At 43.1% G+C, this 15217-nt stretch carries 18 protein-coding genes; 6 read left to right on the top strand and 12 right to left on the bottom strand.

Going from position 1 to position 15217, the window contains the following annotated elements; genetic code table 11:
* Nucleotides 1–64 precede the first annotated feature (64 nt).
* The 7 genes from NT178_13580 to NT178_13550 all read right to left on the bottom strand — a co-directional run bounded on the left by NT178_13580 (nucleotide 65) and on the right by NT178_13550 (nucleotide 4426).
* The gene (locus NT178_13580; protein MCX5813556.1) at nucleotides 65–484 is read right to left on the bottom strand and encodes a putative zinc-binding protein; all 420 of its coding nucleotides are present in this window, start codon (nucleotides 482–484) and stop codon (nucleotides 65–67) included.
* Nucleotides 478–888 carry a hypothetical protein gene (locus tag NT178_13575; GenBank protein ID MCX5813555.1) on the bottom strand — a complete coding sequence of 137 codons (411 nt, stop codon included), beginning with the start codon at nucleotides 886–888 and terminating at the stop codon, nucleotides 478–480. Before NT178_13575 ends, NT178_13580 begins: the two co-directional genes overlap by 7 nt.
* A gap of 15 nt (nucleotides 889–903) precedes the next feature.
* Nucleotides 904–1356, bottom strand: a complete 453-nt coding sequence (gene gcvH / locus NT178_13570; GenBank protein ID MCX5813554.1) for a glycine cleavage system protein GcvH — start codon at nucleotides 1354–1356, stop codon at nucleotides 904–906.
* Nucleotides 1357–1546: 190 nt separating this feature from the next.
* Entirely contained in the window at nucleotides 1547–2176 is a 630-nt protein-coding gene (locus NT178_13565; GenBank protein MCX5813553.1) for a thioredoxin domain-containing protein, read from the bottom strand.
* A 119-nt stretch (nucleotides 2177–2295) separates the two neighbouring features.
* Nucleotides 2296–2523, bottom strand: a complete 228-nt coding sequence (locus tag NT178_13560; GenBank protein MCX5813552.1) for a thioredoxin family protein — start codon at nucleotides 2521–2523, stop codon at nucleotides 2296–2298.
* Between the two features lie 381 nt (nucleotides 2524–2904).
* A complete protein-coding gene (locus NT178_13555) occupies nucleotides 2905–3225 on the bottom strand; it encodes a metalloregulator ArsR/SmtB family transcription factor (protein ID MCX5813551.1) in 321 nt (106 codons plus the stop codon).
* Nucleotides 3226–3799: 574 nt separating this feature from the next.
* On the bottom strand, nucleotides 3800–4426 hold the full coding sequence (locus NT178_13550) for a hypothetical protein (protein ID MCX5813550.1): 627 nt from the start codon (nucleotides 4424–4426) through the stop codon (nucleotides 3800–3802).
* Between the two features lie 145 nt (nucleotides 4427–4571).
* On the opposite strand from NT178_13550, the gene NT178_13545 reads away from it, so the two are divergent.
* Together NT178_13545 and NT178_13540 are read left to right on the top strand one after the other, a co-directional pair.
* Nucleotides 4572–4799 carry a hypothetical protein gene (locus NT178_13545; GenBank protein ID MCX5813549.1) on the top strand — a complete coding sequence of 76 codons (228 nt, stop codon included), beginning with the start codon at nucleotides 4572–4574 and terminating at the stop codon, nucleotides 4797–4799.
* Complete coding sequence (locus NT178_13540) at nucleotides 4792–4986, top strand: AlpA family phage regulatory protein (GenBank protein ID MCX5813548.1); 195 nt, start codon at nucleotides 4792–4794, stop codon at nucleotides 4984–4986. Before NT178_13545 ends, NT178_13540 begins: the two co-directional genes overlap by 8 nt.
* Before the next feature lie 149 nt (nucleotides 4987–5135).
* Here NT178_13540 and NT178_13535 read toward each other — a convergent pair whose 3' ends face one another.
* Together NT178_13535 and NT178_13530 are read right to left on the bottom strand one after the other, a co-directional pair.
* Entirely contained in the window at nucleotides 5136–5654 is a 519-nt protein-coding gene (locus tag NT178_13535) for a ferritin (GenBank protein ID MCX5813547.1), read from the bottom strand.
* 29 nt (nucleotides 5655–5683) lie between these two features.
* Entirely contained in the window at nucleotides 5684–5818 is a 135-nt protein-coding gene (locus NT178_13530) for a rubredoxin (GenBank protein MCX5813546.1), read from the bottom strand.
* A gap of 261 nt (nucleotides 5819–6079) precedes the next feature.
* Between NT178_13530 and NT178_13525 the strand changes: the two genes are divergently transcribed.
* Both NT178_13525 and NT178_13520 read left to right on the top strand, forming a co-directional pair.
* Nucleotides 6080–7978 carry an autotransporter assembly complex protein TamA gene (locus NT178_13525; protein MCX5813545.1) on the top strand — a complete coding sequence of 633 codons (1899 nt, stop codon included), beginning with the start codon at nucleotides 6080–6082 and terminating at the stop codon, nucleotides 7976–7978.
* Nucleotides 7975–11988: a translocation/assembly module TamB domain-containing protein gene (locus NT178_13520; protein MCX5813544.1), complete on the top strand. Its 4014-nt coding sequence runs from the start codon at nucleotides 7975–7977 to the stop codon at nucleotides 11986–11988. The genes NT178_13525 and NT178_13520 overlap by 4 nt, the downstream gene beginning before the upstream one ends.
* 92 nt (nucleotides 11989–12080) lie before the next feature.
* Here NT178_13520 and NT178_13515 read toward each other — a convergent pair whose 3' ends face one another.
* The 3 genes from NT178_13515 to NT178_13505 are packed head-to-tail and all read right to left on the bottom strand — an operon-like array spanning nucleotide 12081 to nucleotide 13005.
* Nucleotides 12081–12311, bottom strand: coding sequence for a zinc ribbon domain-containing protein (locus NT178_13515; GenBank protein MCX5813543.1), 231 nt, complete (start codon nucleotides 12309–12311; stop codon nucleotides 12081–12083).
* Nucleotides 12312–12325: 14 nt separating this feature from the next.
* Nucleotides 12326–12700 carry a diguanylate cyclase gene (locus tag NT178_13510; GenBank protein ID MCX5813542.1) on the bottom strand — a complete coding sequence of 125 codons (375 nt, stop codon included), beginning with the start codon at nucleotides 12698–12700 and terminating at the stop codon, nucleotides 12326–12328.
* On the bottom strand, nucleotides 12700–13005 hold the full coding sequence (locus tag NT178_13505; protein ID MCX5813541.1) for a DUF134 domain-containing protein: 306 nt from the start codon (nucleotides 13003–13005) through the stop codon (nucleotides 12700–12702). The genes NT178_13510 and NT178_13505 overlap by 1 nt, the downstream gene beginning before the upstream one ends.
* A 123-nt stretch (nucleotides 13006–13128) precedes the next feature.
* Between NT178_13505 and NT178_13500 the strand changes: the two genes are divergently transcribed.
* Both NT178_13500 and NT178_13495 read left to right on the top strand, forming a co-directional pair.
* Entirely contained in the window at nucleotides 13129–13884 is a 756-nt protein-coding gene (locus tag NT178_13500) for an ABC transporter ATP-binding protein (GenBank protein MCX5813540.1), read from the top strand.
* Nucleotides 13872–15098, top strand: coding sequence for a SufD family Fe-S cluster assembly protein (locus NT178_13495; GenBank protein MCX5813539.1), 1227 nt, complete (start codon nucleotides 13872–13874; stop codon nucleotides 15096–15098). Before NT178_13500 ends, NT178_13495 begins: the two co-directional genes overlap by 13 nt.
* Nucleotides 15099–15217: the final 119 nt, after the last annotated feature.

The following is a 15217-nucleotide window of genomic DNA, read 5'->3' as shown; positions in this document are numbered from 1 at the left end:
TACGTGTACCCCTCACGTTTACCTTTCCAGACAACTTTATTTGTATATTTCGGCATAATGCCTCCTATTTTTTGCCCTGTTGTATTTCATCAACCTTTTTTGCAATCTCATCAGCTACTGCATCGACAGCCGCCTGGTCTTTTCCGGTAAGACTTGCCCGTGAGCGAGGGGTCTTTATTCCGCATTTTTGCAGCACCTCGCTCACAACTATGGAATCATATGGTTTTGCGCTCAGGCGCTCCGTGCTTTTCTGACTGCATCGCTTGTCGCAGCCGTCAACTGTTATGGTAGGAAATGTCTTCGCGAAGTTTCTTTCTTCTTCGCCCCCTGCTATGAAAAGGGGTAAGCAGATAGTAACCGTGCTTCCAGGTCTGAGTTTATCGAGCACCTTACGGCTCGCAAAACGTGTGAGAGTCCCCTCGCATATCTCCTCACCGTTACATGGTATGATGCCCACCTTCTTTGGCATAAGATCCATTAGCATTGTTGCACCTCCTTTTCTAAAAGAAGATCGGTTTCGGACTGGATTCGTTCTGCCAGTATATGCACGAGGGTGAATCCTGCATCTCCTAATTCCAGAATACCGGTGGGTTTCAGATCCCGGTGTCCCTTAAAGGTCTCGATTACCCGCAATGAGCAGTCAGGTTGCATACCGGCTGATTCCACATTCTTTTTGGCACAGTCCTTTGCGCACCCGTCAACGGTAATAATTGAATTTCCCTTTAATGTGGCCTTTGTCTCAGGATCATCGATCATTAGACGGGCAAGGCAGACTGTCGAAGCGCTTTCCGGCCGACTATCTATTGTCTCATAGACTGCCTGCCGTCCAATCTCGCCATAGGCTTTACCCACACCACTGCATGGGATAATAATAACTTTTTTCTTCATTCTTTCCTCCAGGCATTACTTTTTTGACAGCTCCTGCTCAATCTTTGTTTTCATGGCAGGAAGATATGTCTCAGAGTCCATCAACTGTCCTTTTTCTTCTTCCCACTTGCTCGACTTGAGTTTAAAAAGCCAACCGGCACCGAAGGGATCAGTGTTGAGCAATTGGGGTTCCTCTTCAAGAGAAGAGTTAATTTCTAATACTTCACCGGAGAGGGGCGAAATGAGGGTCACGGTAGTCTTGATTGTTTCCACCACACCTGCCTCGCCTCCCTGTGATAGATGAGCCCCTGTCCCCGGAAGTTCTACGAATGCCACATCACCGGCTGTCTTTTGCAGAAAGTCCGTTATGCCCACCACTACTATGTCTCCTTCTTGCCTCGCCCAACACTCGTTTGTGTGATAGAGACAACTTTTGTCCACCTTGAAGATAAATTTGTCGTAAGTTACTTCGGTAAAATTGTCACTCATTGAAGCCTCCTTTTTTTATAGGAAATGTCCTACTTTTTTTCTTCAAACTGGATAACCGGTGAGTTATCATCGATATTTATCGGAGGTGGGCCGCATTTGCAGGCTGATGAACAGGAATATAAAAAAACTCCAGTGACTGACAAAAGGATAAAAGTAAACAGTTTTTTCATTGAAATCTCCTTATCATGAGCTATTTTATTACAGTTTTTTTCAATATCTCCTGCTTCAAACGGTCAAGGGCGCTGGTAATTTCCGGTCCGCCGCTGTATCGTTCTATCTTTCCTTCCTGATCAATTATACACGTAGGTGTTGACTGTATTTTGTCTTCCTTCAGGTAATTGTTCAGGATATTAAACACAGGTTTTACATCGAAGGGTTTTAACTTAAGCCCTTTATTTCTGAGATACTCCTCGAGTTTTGCCTCTTCGGTTATCTTTTCGAGAGATGCTCCGATCAGAACAGACCTTGCGAGAATGGCAAGGCCGAAATCCTTTTTCTCATTTATGATGTATAGAAAGTGCCGGGCATAGAGCATGGAAGTTTTGGAAAAAGGGGTATCGATAAAGGTGATATTAATAACATTCTTTTTTACAAGCTCTGATATAATAGGTTCGACATTCGGTTCCATGGCTCTGCACGGTGGGCAGAAGTAGTCAGTATAAAGCCTTACATTAATCTTTCCCATCCCGAATGAAGGAACGAGGGCGTCTGTCGCATATATAGGAGCAATGGAACCCTTGAATAAGAGGATAAAGAGAACAATGCCGAGAGCCTTACAGAAGATAATAGCCCGCTTGGTTTGAACCTTGTGAGTATTCAAAATATACCTTTTCTGCATTGGCCGTTTAAATAACCTGTTTTCAGACACGGGAAATACCCCCCATTTTTAAAATAGATTATAAACTATAAAATAGTACAAAGCGTTTGCGTCAACCATCTTTACAGCAGTTTCTTTATTTCATCTGTAGAGAGTACCTTGCCCACGCTCTTTACCTGCCCATCTATGGCAATAGCCGGGGTCATCATAACACCAAAACCCATGATTTTTTTGATATCTGTTATTTTTTCAATCTCAAACTCAATCCCGGCCTGCTTAGCCGCCTCTTCTGCGTGAGCAGCAAGCTTTGTACATTTTACACAGCCAGTTCCAAGAATCTGTATTTTCATGTCCTCTATCTCCTGTTTTAAGTTTTACATTTAATATTTAAGCTCATCATTCAATGGTGATTTTAATCAACTATCCATCCGAACGCCATTCCTGCTATAGTTGAAACCCCGGTTGCCAGTTTTAAGATTATAAAAGACTTCTTTGTCATAAGGAGGCATGTTATTACTATCATAGTCAGCAATGATAGCACTGGCAGCAAAGAAAGCAGGCATATATAAAAAGATTCAGGAATTGCCTTTTGCGCCCTTAGCTTTTCAAAGGGAACAAAATATGCAAATACAAAGACGCATACAACAATAGGAAATTTATAACGGTTTCTCAAAGTGGCTCATCATTATGTAATACTGTATTCACAAATATATCAGCGCAGTAACAAAAAATTACTTGCTACACAGGCATGCCTTTTGTTTTTTTACGGTATTTTCGATAACTGCAGTAACACAGCTAAAAAAATCGGTAATACATGGCACCTCAAGCTTATAGAACATTTCCAAACCACTTTTCCGTGAAGAGACGATCCCTGCCTCCTTCAATACAAGAAGGTGTTTCGATACAGTTGATTTATCAGATTCAAAAAGGTTGTTGAGTTTTGAAAAGGGGGTCTCTCCATCCTTAAGCACCTCAACTATCATCAATCGTACCGGATGTGCCAGCGCCTTAATTATTCTGCTTCTTATTTCTGCTTCTTCAAAGCTTATCATATATCAACCCCTCTACTATTGTTGGTTAATATACCAACATGCCAATTTTTTGTCAAAGAAATTCATTTTGATCCATTGATAACCATTCGTAAGCTGTTACAACCTGAGATTTGGCCGAATTAATCATTACAATAAACTATTCTTAGATTTACCGAAAAGGCCCTATGATTGACTTCTTCATGTTAGAAATACTCGCTTTAACCTCTATTATGCTTTTATCCAGAAACACGACATACTTCCTATGGGCATGTCAAAGACGAGAAAAGCATTGCCTGGATGGGTAAGATGATTGTATGGAGTACTTCGTTAGGATTAAATATTCTCTGAACAAGCCATGATGCCATTGAATGGTGGGCTTTAGGACCTGCCCCCAAAAAACTGTACAACACAAAATGTTAGTTTTCTGGCAAAATAGACAAGGAGGATTGGGCCATGAAGACATCAAAATTCACAGAGGAGCAGATCGCTTTTACACTCAAACAGATTGATGCTTGAACTCCAGACTCGTTGTAGAAAAAGTGGAATTAACGCCAATAGTTGATTAGCTTTGTCTGCTCGTACCATGTTGTTCATTCTAAAAAAAATTCTTGAGCTGATAATAAATTATTTCTTCTTTTTTGTCAAAATCAATTCTATTATCAGATAATTTCCAACATTTATCTTTAATTTCTTGAATATCAAACTTACTGCTATTTTCATCATATTTGGATAGATTAACTAAAACTTTTTTGATTTCCGTCATAACTTCATAATATTTAAAAAGTTCGTTTCTCATCATGCTCGCGTAGTCTATTGCCATTCTGTATAATTCTTTTTGTTTATAAGTCAAGATATCAAAGTCAAAATTTCTTTTCTTTTCTTTTCTTCTTTTTGCATTAGCGGCTATCACAACATCCTTATTCAGACCCAAGTGTATAGGGATCTTTATTTCGTTGTATACCTTCAACCATTCTTCGCTAATCATTTTAGTGAAATTAAACGAATCATCAAGTCTCTGCCTCAACATAATATTCTCTTTTTTCTGGTCTTCGATTATTTTGATCAAATCAGAGAAAGCATGGAAATGTTCCACAATGATGCTTGGTCTACCCTTTATTTTCTTGATGATCTCGTTTGAAATAAAAATATTAATGTATTTTCCGGTTTTCTTTTTCCTATCTCTTTTTTCTTTTTGTCTTTGTGCTGCACTTTTTGAAACCACAATTATCTCCAAGAATAAGTAAAAATAGTCACTAATTATTAAACAAATATAATATCTAATAATATCAGATCATAATAGCCATTTTCCACACTTTTATTTGAGGGTTATTCCTCGGAAGTAATATCAAATTAAGGAGGAGATAACCATGAAGACTTCGAATGGAAAGAAACTTAAAAATCCAATGGCGATGGCCTATCTCGAAAATTCACTAAAATATATTTTGAAAACAATGAACCCTCCTGGCGCAAGGTGTTTGTCCAGTATCTGTGTAAAAGGTGGATCAATATTGATGATAATTGACAAAAAATGGCAGCAAGGATGGCAAATAGCCTGTGCTGTGACCAGATTATGTGGAGGTAATAGTTATGAATAAACGTTATCTGCGACTACCGCAAGTGCTTGAACGGATTCCCGTAAGTAAATCTACGTGGTGGTCCGGCGTGAAAAAAGGCACCTTTCCTAAATCCATCAAGCTGTCACCACGTGTCACGGTATGGCTCGAAGCCGACATAGACACTATTGGAGCAAAGGACCGAACCGAGCAAGCTAATGAATCTTAAATCAGGCAAAACCACCTTTTTGGGGGTTGTTATGGGGGTATCTATAGTTTTATTATGCTAAATAGTGCTATGATACCAATAAATTATAGTGTTAAATCGATGGACGCCGCCTCCACCAAAATATTTTTTTGATAGTTTTGTAACTAATATTACCTGAGCCTCTCCTCTGACAGATACAGATGGTCTGTTTCAACCTCCACCAATGCTTCAAATATCTCTTTTACCCGTGTATTGTCCGCTTCTTCTGCTGATTTACGGTAAAATGCGATTGCCCGCGTTTCACGTTCGTGGGACTCCTGTAAATTTTTAGGATTTTCAATAAAACATGTTTCATTTCCTGGAGGCACAGCAGGGAGCTTCAGGATTTTTTTCCAGATAGCAGCGTGTTCTGCCTCTATTTTAGCCAATGCCTTGAAGAGGAGCTTCCCCTCCGCATCATCTGTCTTATCGGCAGCGCAGAGATAAAAGGATGAGTTGCTTACTTCAACTTTGAGGGCATATTCTACATTGGCTTTGTCCTTATCACTTAAGGTAACATCAAAACCCACATTTGCTGTTTTTGCTTCTTTTATGTAAGGCAAATGGGCGCCGCAGAACGGGCAGTTTGATGGCGGGTTGTCCCCCACATAAGGATCTCCGCAAATTATACATCTCCACAATTTTGTCATAAATTCGCCTCCTTTATTGTTGTCTTTAATTAAGCAGATTTCTCAAAAGCGCTTTTAGGCGCACCACAAATAGGGCAGCACCAATCCTCCGGCAATTTTTCAAATGGCACCTTTTCGACTTTTTCATCATATTGAAAACCACACACAGAACATGTCCAGACCATAATTTCCTCCTTTTTTAGTTATTTTATCAAAACCAATTTTGCCTTATAGTTTGAACCATGATTCAGTCTCCCCACAAGGAGAATGCCCAAACTTTCAAACCCGGGTTGCTGCATTTTTATCATGCGAAGCGTATGTATTTATAGTACCACGGAAATAGTCCGTGAAAATCTATTTTAACTTTTTAAAATAGCCTTTGCACTTAAAAAATCGCATTTTGTTTTATCGGCTCATTATGTATACTATGTCCTATCATGCGCGATGTGAAAGATATATGTAGAACAGGTATCGACAGAACCAGGGATGAATGTTCACTCAGGGGCGGCTGCACAGCGCCCTTTATGATAACAGGCGGTGTTTTTATATCGTGTTTCCAGGGAAAGAAGACATCCGGCCGGGAGAGAATACTGTTTTTAAGACTGATTTTCAGTTTTATCCTGTACCTTTGTATTACAACTGTACTGTATGCTGCCGGAGAACAACTGCAGGTCGCGGTGGAAGGACTTGACGGGGTAGAACGTACAAATGTGGAAGCAGCGCTTGTAATTCCCTCCGGGCTTGTCAAGGAAGGGAGTGTGGACAGAAGATGGCTTGAACGTTTTAAAAAAGAAATCCCCCAAAAAGTGCATAATAGCCTTGAACCTTTCGGGTATTATAAAACCGAGGTATCAACGACAATTGATAGAACGGATGAAGGGAAATACCGTTTGCAGGTTAATGTAAAGAAAGGGGATCCGCTCCGTATTAGTGCCGTGTCGGTGAGCGCAGACGGTCCCGGCGCCGGAGAAAAGGCGCTTGCTGATCTCATATCAAAATTTCCGCTCCGTAAGGGCGATGTGCTCCGTCAGGATATATATGAACGTGCAAAGGCCGAATTACAGAACAGAATGGTAGACCTCGGTTATCTCGATGTGTCATTTTCGGTTCATAAAATCAGCGTTTTATTAAACAGCCTGGAAGCGCAGATTGACATTGTCCTTCAGACAGGTTCTCAATACAGGTTCGGGGATGTAACCTTTTCGGGCAATATCTCTTATCCGGAGATTTTTTTGAGTCGCTATCTTCAATTCAAAGGCGGCGAAGTGTTTTCCTATGAGAAGCTTGCCAATACACAGGCTAACCTGACCAATTCGGACCGTTTCAGAGAAATAGTTATTAATGCTAAGAAAGAAAAGGCTGTCGATTACCAGGTTCCCATTGAGATCGTACTTGTGCCTTCATTGCCGAAACGTTTTAAAATCGGCATCGGTTACGGCACTGATACGGGACCCAGGGGATCATTGTATTACCAGGATGTTAATATCGCCCGCAGGGGTCATGAATTGCTGGCGGAAATGACCGTCAGCCCTACATTGCAAGGTATAGCAACGCGCTATACAATACCCGGACAAAAGGATGCAAACACACTTACATCTTTTAAGATAGCAGCCCAGGCAGAGGATACCCAGAGCTACACTATCAATTTGGCAACAACAGAGGTTGAACGTGCAAGAAGCTTCGGTATTGGAAGGATCGGTTCTCTTTTTATGCAGATGCAGAAGGAACATTCAGAGGCAGGCAACGAACGGACGAATTCCTTTCTCATCATGCCCGGATTAAGGTTTTCCGAACGCCGTTTTGACAAATTGTTACGTCCGTACAGGGGATATCATTATCAGACGGAATTAAAGGGCACAACTAAAGAATTGGGTTCTGATGTTGCATTTATGCAATACACATTAAAAGGGGAGATAATCATCCCTCTCCCTTACCGTTTTTCAATTTTAACAAGAATGCAAGCCGGTGCAACGTGGCAGGCGGACGCCGCACGTGATTTGCCTATTACGCTTCGTTTTTTTGCCGGTGGCGACAACAATATTCGCGGCTATAAATATCAGTCGCTGGGACCCAAAGGCGACAATGGAGAAGTGACCGGCGGGAGGAACATTCTTGTCGGGAATATTGAACTGGAACGTGCAATAAGCAATAACTGGGGAATAGCCGCCTTTTACGATGTCGGAAACGCCTTTAATAATTTTTCAAACATAGATCCGGCCCAGGGCACAGGAATCGGCTGCCGTTATTATACGCCGGTGGGACCGATAAGGTTTGATCTTGCACGTCAGATCGGTATTGCAAGTCCCGGCTACAGAATACATTTTTCAATAGGAATGGAACTTTGAAAAGACGGACCAGGATATGGTTGCTTGCCCTGTTGTTCACCATTGTTATTTACGGAACGCTTTTCTGGGTTTTGTGTACGAACCGGGGAGCCCGTTGGGCGCTTGAAGGTTCATTGCATTTCCTTCCCGCAAAAATCCATATTGAAAAAATATCAGGTACTCTGGCAGGCGATTTACAGCTTGAAGGCATCAGGGCGGATACAAAGGGTTGGAAGCTGGGGATAGACAGCATAAAGTTTTCCTGGCAACCCTTGTATATAGTTACAGGAAGCGTGGCAATAAAAGAGTTTGTCGTTAATGGCATCTCCCTTGATGACAAGCGCCCGGAAGTCAGAAATCCTCTTGACCTTACATGGCCTAAGCCTCCCGGCTTTCTTTATTCACTCAACGGGTGGATAAATTCTTTCGAGATCAACAGATTGATTTACCGGAGCGGCAACTTGAAGCTGAATATTCTGGACAGCCTTACCACAAAGATCACCTGGTTTTTTGGAACCTTTTCCGCCAATGATCTGGTAATGCAGTCTCCTATCGGGAAGACTGAAGGGAATTTCAAGACGACTTTCGTCCGTCCAACGCTCTCTGCCAATCTCAAGATGACGCCGACAAGCATGGTTGCAGGCATGAACAGCCTTGTACTGACCATGAAGCTGAAAAAGGGGCGTAGCCTGGAACAGATGTCAGGACCTTTTAATATCATCGCCATGTCCGGCAAACAGGAGAACCTTAAATCAGCAGGTGTGCTGGGGGTGAGACAATACGATTTGAACATCAATGATCTTATAATTAACCAGGAAGGACGTAAGGGAAAATTGCTCGCGAAAGGGGAAATAGATTTTTCTTCCGGCGTGCCTTCCATGGATTTTCATATCAATGTTTCAGATGTTAACCTCTCAAAGGAATTGAAGGTTGAAACAGCCCTTGCGGGTAGCCTGGAGCTGAAGAGTGATTTTATCAATTACCGGGGCAGTTTCAACCTCAAGAATCCCGCGCCTTCCTGGAAGGAAGCCCATATTACAGGTGCCTTTGATATGAATCTTGATGGGATGAAATCATTGACTATTGACGGCAGAATTTTTAACGGAACAATGAAAGGAGAGTTAAAAGCAGACTGGGTTAAAGATATTTCCCTGTCAGGTTCCTTCCAGGCCAGAGAACTTGACCCTTCCAAAATCACACCCGACTGGCAGGGTCGGATAAATGTTGATTTTCAAGGGGGTGTCCAATGGTCAAGGATAGCCCCCGTGGAAGGTATGATAAAGGCTGATATTCTGGACAGTAAACTTCGCAACAGGGCCCTCACCGGCAGTATGGATGCAAGATGGCATCGGGGTGTCTTTGATCTTGTGCAATTCGCGCTTCACGGCAACGGTTTTGATCTTGCAGCATCAGGTGTATTTAATGAGAAGATCGATTACCGGATACGTGTAAGCGATCTTTCCGGTTTGATACCGGCATCAGGCGGCCGCTTTACAGCAGACGGGTGGGCGAGATGGCGCAAAGAACAATTGGCCGGTATGTTGAAAGGCAATGGAACATCAATCTCAGCCTTCGGGACAAGAATGGACGCAATCACTGTGGAAACGTTGCTAAACAGCGACGGCACCGATCTCCTCCAGGGGAAAATGAAGATCCGTAATTTTGAATACGGCGCCTTCAAAGTCGGTTCGCTTGATTCTACTGTGCAAGGCAGGGTTTCGGCTCACAATATCATGCTGACAATTGCCGGTATTGAAGGTAATGCAAAGGCTTCTTTTAACGGTGGCTATACAAAGGGCATATGGCAGGGTACGGTCACACAGGTAGCCTGTACCGATACACGTTTCGGTTCTTTTAATCTTATGGAGCCTTCTGCAATAAAAGTCTCATCAGATCGTTTTGCCCTGAGCAGATTTTCCATGATAGGCAGCGCAAAGGAAAAGGTCGAGGTGGACATTGATCTTGCTTTTCATCCAATGCTTGGATATGCAAAGGCAAGTTTGCAGGATTTAAATATCGGCCGGGCAAACCTTGTCATCGCAAAGACACATTTTATGGGCCGGGTATCAGGTTTTCTCGATGCAATTTGGCCCGGCAACAACATCATGAGGGCGTCCGCTACGGTAAAAACCGATAATATGGCAATCAGCGGTCCTGTCAGCCTTCAAACAATAAAGGCGGAGGGAAAACTCAACTGGAACGAAAAAGGTCTCCTTGCCTCATGGGATATAGGAGCAGGTGATGGGGGAAGGGTAGAGGGGAAATTTCTGTCAAGTCAACCGGCTTTTTTAGGCATGCCTGAAACAGGTCAATTTGAGACTGTCTGGAAAGGCCTGGATGCGGGAATGATGAAACCCTGGCTTTCTTTGGCTCTCGACCTCAAAGGGTCTGTAAGTGGCGACCTTAAGGGGAGGTTATTCCAGGGAAAGCGCTTTGAAGCCTCCGGTAAAACAAAACTTACCCAGGGGGTACTTGCCTGGAAAAGCGACGAAGGGCTGATTTCAACAAAGGTTGAAAAAGCGGATATGGACATAACATGGGATGGCGCTGCCATGAAAGGAAATATTGCAACGATGCTCTCAAATCATGGCCATCTCAAGGCAGAATTCCAGCTTCCCATACCGGCAAACTTTCCGATCAGAGTTGAACGTCAGAGTCCCATAAAGCTTATAGCTAAAGGGGAAGTTCAGGAAAAGGGTCTTCTCACGGCGATCTTTCCGGGATTGATCAGCGAAAGTCAGGGTCAATTAACTTTTGATTTTGCTTCCGGAGGCACCTGGAACACTCCGGATTTAAAGGGCAGTATACACCTTGCAGATGCCTCGGCATATCTTTATCCGGCCGGTATCAGGATACAGGATATAAAAGCCGGAGTGCAGCTAAGCGAGGATCATATTGATATCAATTCGTTCCGGCTGAGTTCCGGGGGCGGTACTATAGAAGGCTCTGCAACAGCATGGGTGAAGGACTGGAAGATAACGCGTTATGAGGGGAAATTTCGCGGTGAAAAATTCCAGACCGTTTACCTGCCGGAACTACAATTGTCGACAAGCCCTGATCTGAGTTTTGAAGGTAATATGCAAAAAATCGCCCTGAAAGGTTCTATTACAGTTCCGCAAGCACTTATTCAACACGCCGGAAATGAGGGGTTTGTTTCAGGCAGTTCTGACGTAGTTATCGTAGACCTTCCGGAAAGGCAGAAAAAGTCTTCAACAATGGGATTTAACATGCAGGTGAATGTCATTCTTGGCGATCAGGTTATGATTAAAGTTGAAGGGATGAATGCGCGTCTGGAAGGCAAGATGTCTCTGACAGCCCATAACTTCGAGAAAATTGACGCATCCGGGCAAATACAGGTTGCAAAAGGGCGATACGAAAGACGCGGTATTTCGCTTGATATCACCAGGGGGCGTATTGTTTTTACCGGCGGGCCTGCCGATCTTGCTGCCCTGGATATTCTCGCTGTTCGAAATATACGCGATATACGGAGGCTCAAAGATGTACAGGCCGGAGTAATAATTACAGGGACCCCCCGCGCACCTCTTGTCAAATTATACTCTGAGCCTGCAATGCCGGATATGGATATTCTTTCATATATTGTTCTGGGTAAACCTATGGATGTTGCAACCGACAGCAATCAGACCGGACTATTATTACAGGCTGCCGGAACTATGCTTGCCAAAGATCAATCAGCCTCCCTGCAAAGTCAATTGATGAAATTCGCCGGGATTGATACGTTTGACGTACAATCAACCGGGGGCAAGACCAGCAGCAGTCAGGTAAGCAGTATTCAACCGAGAGGAATTGCCGGTCAAACTGTCGGCGCCGGAAGTGGCAGCGTTTCAAGTTCAATTGTCACAGTCGGCAAATATCTATCGCCTGAACTTTATGTTGCCTTCGGGCGTTCGCTTTTCACCAATGATTTTATTGTGACCACCAGGTATTCCTTTCTCAAGCACTGGGAGGTGGAAGGCAGCAGAAAGGGGACCGACAGCGGCGTAGACCTCTTTTACAAGATTGAGTTTAAATAATTGGTGGTTTATTAACCAAAATTGAATATACCCTTTGCTATTTCAGAAAAATCACTTCCGTTCTCTCGTATTACTTAAATTGCGTAAAAAAATCAACCGGCGCAACAACTGCCCGGATTGCCGCAACTGTTAGGACTTCCACAGCAGCCCCCAGGCATGTTTCCGCCAAAATCACTGCTTGGAGCTGTGGTGTTATGGGCTGATATGAGTTTTGAAAGGTTCCGGCTTTTACATGATTTGCAAAGCAGTTCTTCATCCTTTCCGAAAACCAGAAATTCACTTATATCTCCGCAATCTCCACACTTATATTCGTAAATCGGCATATTCTCCTCCTATGTTAATGACCGCATCCGCCCTGATGACCACCGCACGACTGGCGAACAGTTATTTCGGGAAGTTTTTTTTCTGTTAATAAAACGAGATTTTCTTTTATAGTTGATGCAACAGACCTGAAAACTTTTATTCCTTCGGCGTTAAGTTTCATAAGGGCGCCTGCTCCTATGCCACCGACAATAACTGCATCAATCTGCTGTCCGCCTATGGCTGCAACCGGGTTACATGCCCCATGCGCATGTTGCATATCACTGTTTTTTATAGTGACTGCCTTTTCAAGCTCCGTATCGACAACAACAAATGCCGGTGCTGAACCAAAATGGTTATACACAGTGCTTTCAAAGCCCTCATTTTCCTGTACCGCAAAACAAACTTTCATTAATTAACCTCCATTTCATTAATATCATTTATTATTTCTATTTTAAGGGCTTTACCGTTAATGATGGCGTCGGCAACTTTACCGCGTGCGATGTCGAGTATCCGCCCGAATGTTGCCCGGGATATACTCATTTTTCCGGCAGCTTCCTCATGATAAAATCCTTCATAGTCGGCCAGGCGGATAGCCTCAAATTCATCCAGACTCAGCAAAACTTCTTGGAGGTTAGTCAGAGGAATGCCCTTTGGCTTAAAGTATGAAACATTGGGCGAACAATTGATACATCTGCACTTTTTTGGTCTTGCCATGCGTTTATTATAAGCATTTGCTCATAATATGTCAACAGGAAACTTAATATCGGTTCCCCATTGACAAACCGTCTACAATGCATGAATATAATATGTATTTAAATAATGTAAAGGAGAGATTATATGCTGCTGATTGAAGATCTCCAAGTTGAACTTGGCGGTAAAATACTTTTAAAAGACATTAATCTTGAAATCAAACCAGGGGAGACGCATATCCTTTTTGGGCCGAACGGCTCAGGAAAAACATCTCTTTTGATGACCATCATGGGCTATCCGCAGTATGTGGTCAAGAAGGGCAAGATTGTATTCAAAGGGGTGGACATTACTTATGCGCCCATTAATGAACGTGCAGCACTGGGTATAGGCATGTCTTATCAAAGGCCTCCTACGATAAACGGCTTGAAGACCCGCCAGATGTTGACAATATGCGCCAAAAAAGGGACCGATATTGAAGAACTGGCAAGGTCTGTCAATTTCGAGGCCTTTCTTGAGAGAGATTTAAATGCAGGATTTTCCGGCGGCGAGATAAAACGTTCGGAATTGCTGCAATTGAAGGCTCAAAACCCGGATTTAATGCTGTTTGATGAACCTGAATCCGGTGTGGATATAGAAAATATGGCGCTTATAGGCAAAAATATCGCTGCATTATTGCAAAAAGATTCTACAAGCATTGACAATAAACCTATGGTGCAGACATGGCGGGAACGGACAAAGATGGGTCTTATTATTACCCATACAGGCTATATACTCGATTATGTTCCTGCCGATAAAGGCCAGGTCCTCTACAACGGTGTATTGGCTTGTGCCGGCAATCCCAGAGAAATATTTACTTGTATTGGCAAATCAGGATATGAGGAGTGTGTAAAATGTTCAATATAGAAGAATTAAAGGAAAAAGCCCTTCAGGCAGTTAATAAAAAGGCATTATTCGGTGAAGATGTCGATTTAAATACTTTTGACAGAACTTTTGTCCCCCATAAATATCTTGCTGAAACAGAATTATGCAATCTTCCGGATGATGAACAGTCCCGTCTTCTCATGTCGGGATTGGATGTTACCGGCAAGGGACGGGGGGGCACATACTTTCAGAAAGACACCGCCGTTGTCCACTGTAAAAGCATGGAAACAGGCATTGAGGTTATCCCTGTCAGAGAGGCCCTTGAGAAATATGACTGGGTCCGGGAATATTTCTGGAAGCTTGTCCCTGTGGACCAGGATAAATATACCGCTTCTGCTTTTCTTGATCTCCATGACGGTTATGTAATCAGAGCGCTGCCGGGGAGTAAAAGCGTGTATCCTATTCAGGCATGTCTCTACATTGACAAAGAAGGACTTCAACAGAACGTTCACAACCTGATTATTGCCGAGGAAGGTTCTGAACTCCATATTATTACGGGATGCGCTACATCTCCCGGTCTCAAGAGGGGTGTCCATGTAGGTATTTCCGAATTCTTTGTAAAGAAAAACGCAAAACTCAGCTTCACAATGATACACAACTGGGCGGAAGAAATGGCTGTCCGTCCCCGTTCGGTAGCTCGAGTTGAAGAAGGCGCGGTTTTTATAAATAATTATATCTGCATGAAACCTGTAAGTTCAATACAGATGTACCCGACAACACACCTTGTAGATGAGAATGCAACAGCCATGTTCTATAGTATTATCGTCGGCAGTCCGGGTTCAAATTTCGATATCGGGGGCAGGATTTTTCTTAAAAAGCCCGGTTGCCGTGCAGAGATTGTCCAGAGGGCAATAAGTAACGGCGGCCATATTATCAACAGGGGTCATCTTATCGGCGAAGCCCCGAATATTAAAGCGCACCTTGAATGCAAAGGACTTCTGCTTAAAGGCGGCATCATTGACTCCATACCGCAGCTCGAAGGACATGTTGAAGGTGTGGAAATGTCCCATGAAGCAGCAGTGGGAAAGATAGCGCAGGAAGAAATCTACTATCTTATGTCAAGAGGCTTGAGCGAACAACAGGCAACTTCTACGATTGTTCGCGGTTTTTTGAGTGTAGACATTAAGGGTCTGCCTCCACAATTGAAGGCAGAGATAGACCGTGCCGTTGATACGAGCAATAAGGATGTGATGTAAGAATATTGACAATCATGAGACTGTGTCTCCTGATTGTCAATATAAAAAGATTCTCAGCTTTAGCAAGTACAGCTTGCGAGAAGGAGAGGCTCCAAGTTAGCCTTTTAAACCGTTTGGAG

The organism is Pseudomonadota bacterium, assembly GCA_026388255.1.
Lineage (GTDB): Bacteria > Desulfobacterota > Syntrophorhabdia > Syntrophorhabdales > Syntrophorhabdaceae > JAPLKB01.
Note: the sequence above shows the minus strand (reverse complement) of the source record. Positions and strands in the feature narration are given on the sequence as shown.

What these genes read in the sequence shown, in the direction of transcription:
- NT178_13530 (MCX5813546.1), bottom strand. Translation starts at nt 5,818, where the DNA reads ATGGTCTGGACATGTTCTGTGTGTGGTTTTCAATATGATGAAAAAGTC.
- NT178_13505 (MCX5813541.1), bottom strand. Translation starts at nt 13,005, where the DNA reads ATGGCAAGACCAAAAAAGTGCAGATGTATCAATTGTTCGCCCAATGTT.
- NT178_13495 (MCX5813539.1), top strand. Translation starts at nt 13,872, where the DNA reads ATGTTCAATATAGAAGAATTAAAGGAAAAAGCCCTTCAGGCAGTTAAT.
- NT178_13545 (MCX5813549.1), top strand. Translation starts at nt 4,572, where the DNA reads ATGAAGACTTCGAATGGAAAGAAACTTAAAAATCCAATGGCGATGGCC.
- NT178_13560 (MCX5813552.1), bottom strand. Translation starts at nt 2,523, where the DNA reads ATGAAAATACAGATTCTTGGAACTGGCTGTGTAAAATGTACAAAGCTT.
- NT178_13555 (MCX5813551.1), bottom strand. Translation starts at nt 3,225, where the DNA reads ATGATAAGCTTTGAAGAAGCAGAAATAAGAAGCAGAATAATTAAGGCG.
- NT178_13575 (MCX5813555.1), bottom strand. Translation starts at nt 888, where the DNA reads ATGAAGAAAAAAGTTATTATTATCCCATGCAGTGGTGTGGGTAAAGCC.
- NT178_13535 (MCX5813547.1), bottom strand. Translation starts at nt 5,654, where the DNA reads ATGACAAAATTGTGGAGATGTATAATTTGCGGAGATCCTTATGTGGGG.
- NT178_13540 (MCX5813548.1), top strand. Translation starts at nt 4,792, where the DNA reads ATGAATAAACGTTATCTGCGACTACCGCAAGTGCTTGAACGGATTCCC.
- gcvH (MCX5813554.1), bottom strand. Translation starts at nt 1,356, where the DNA reads ATGAGTGACAATTTTACCGAAGTAACTTACGACAAATTTATCTTCAAG.
- NT178_13515 (MCX5813543.1), bottom strand. Translation starts at nt 12,311, where the DNA reads ATGCCGATTTACGAATATAAGTGTGGAGATTGCGGAGATATAAGTGAA.
- NT178_13500 (MCX5813540.1), top strand. Translation starts at nt 13,129, where the DNA reads ATGCTGCTGATTGAAGATCTCCAAGTTGAACTTGGCGGTAAAATACTT.
- NT178_13580 (MCX5813556.1), bottom strand. Translation starts at nt 484, where the DNA reads ATGCTAATGGATCTTATGCCAAAGAAGGTGGGCATCATACCATGTAAC.
- NT178_13510 (MCX5813542.1), bottom strand. Translation starts at nt 12,700, where the DNA reads ATGAAAGTTTGTTTTGCGGTACAGGAAAATGAGGGCTTTGAAAGCACT.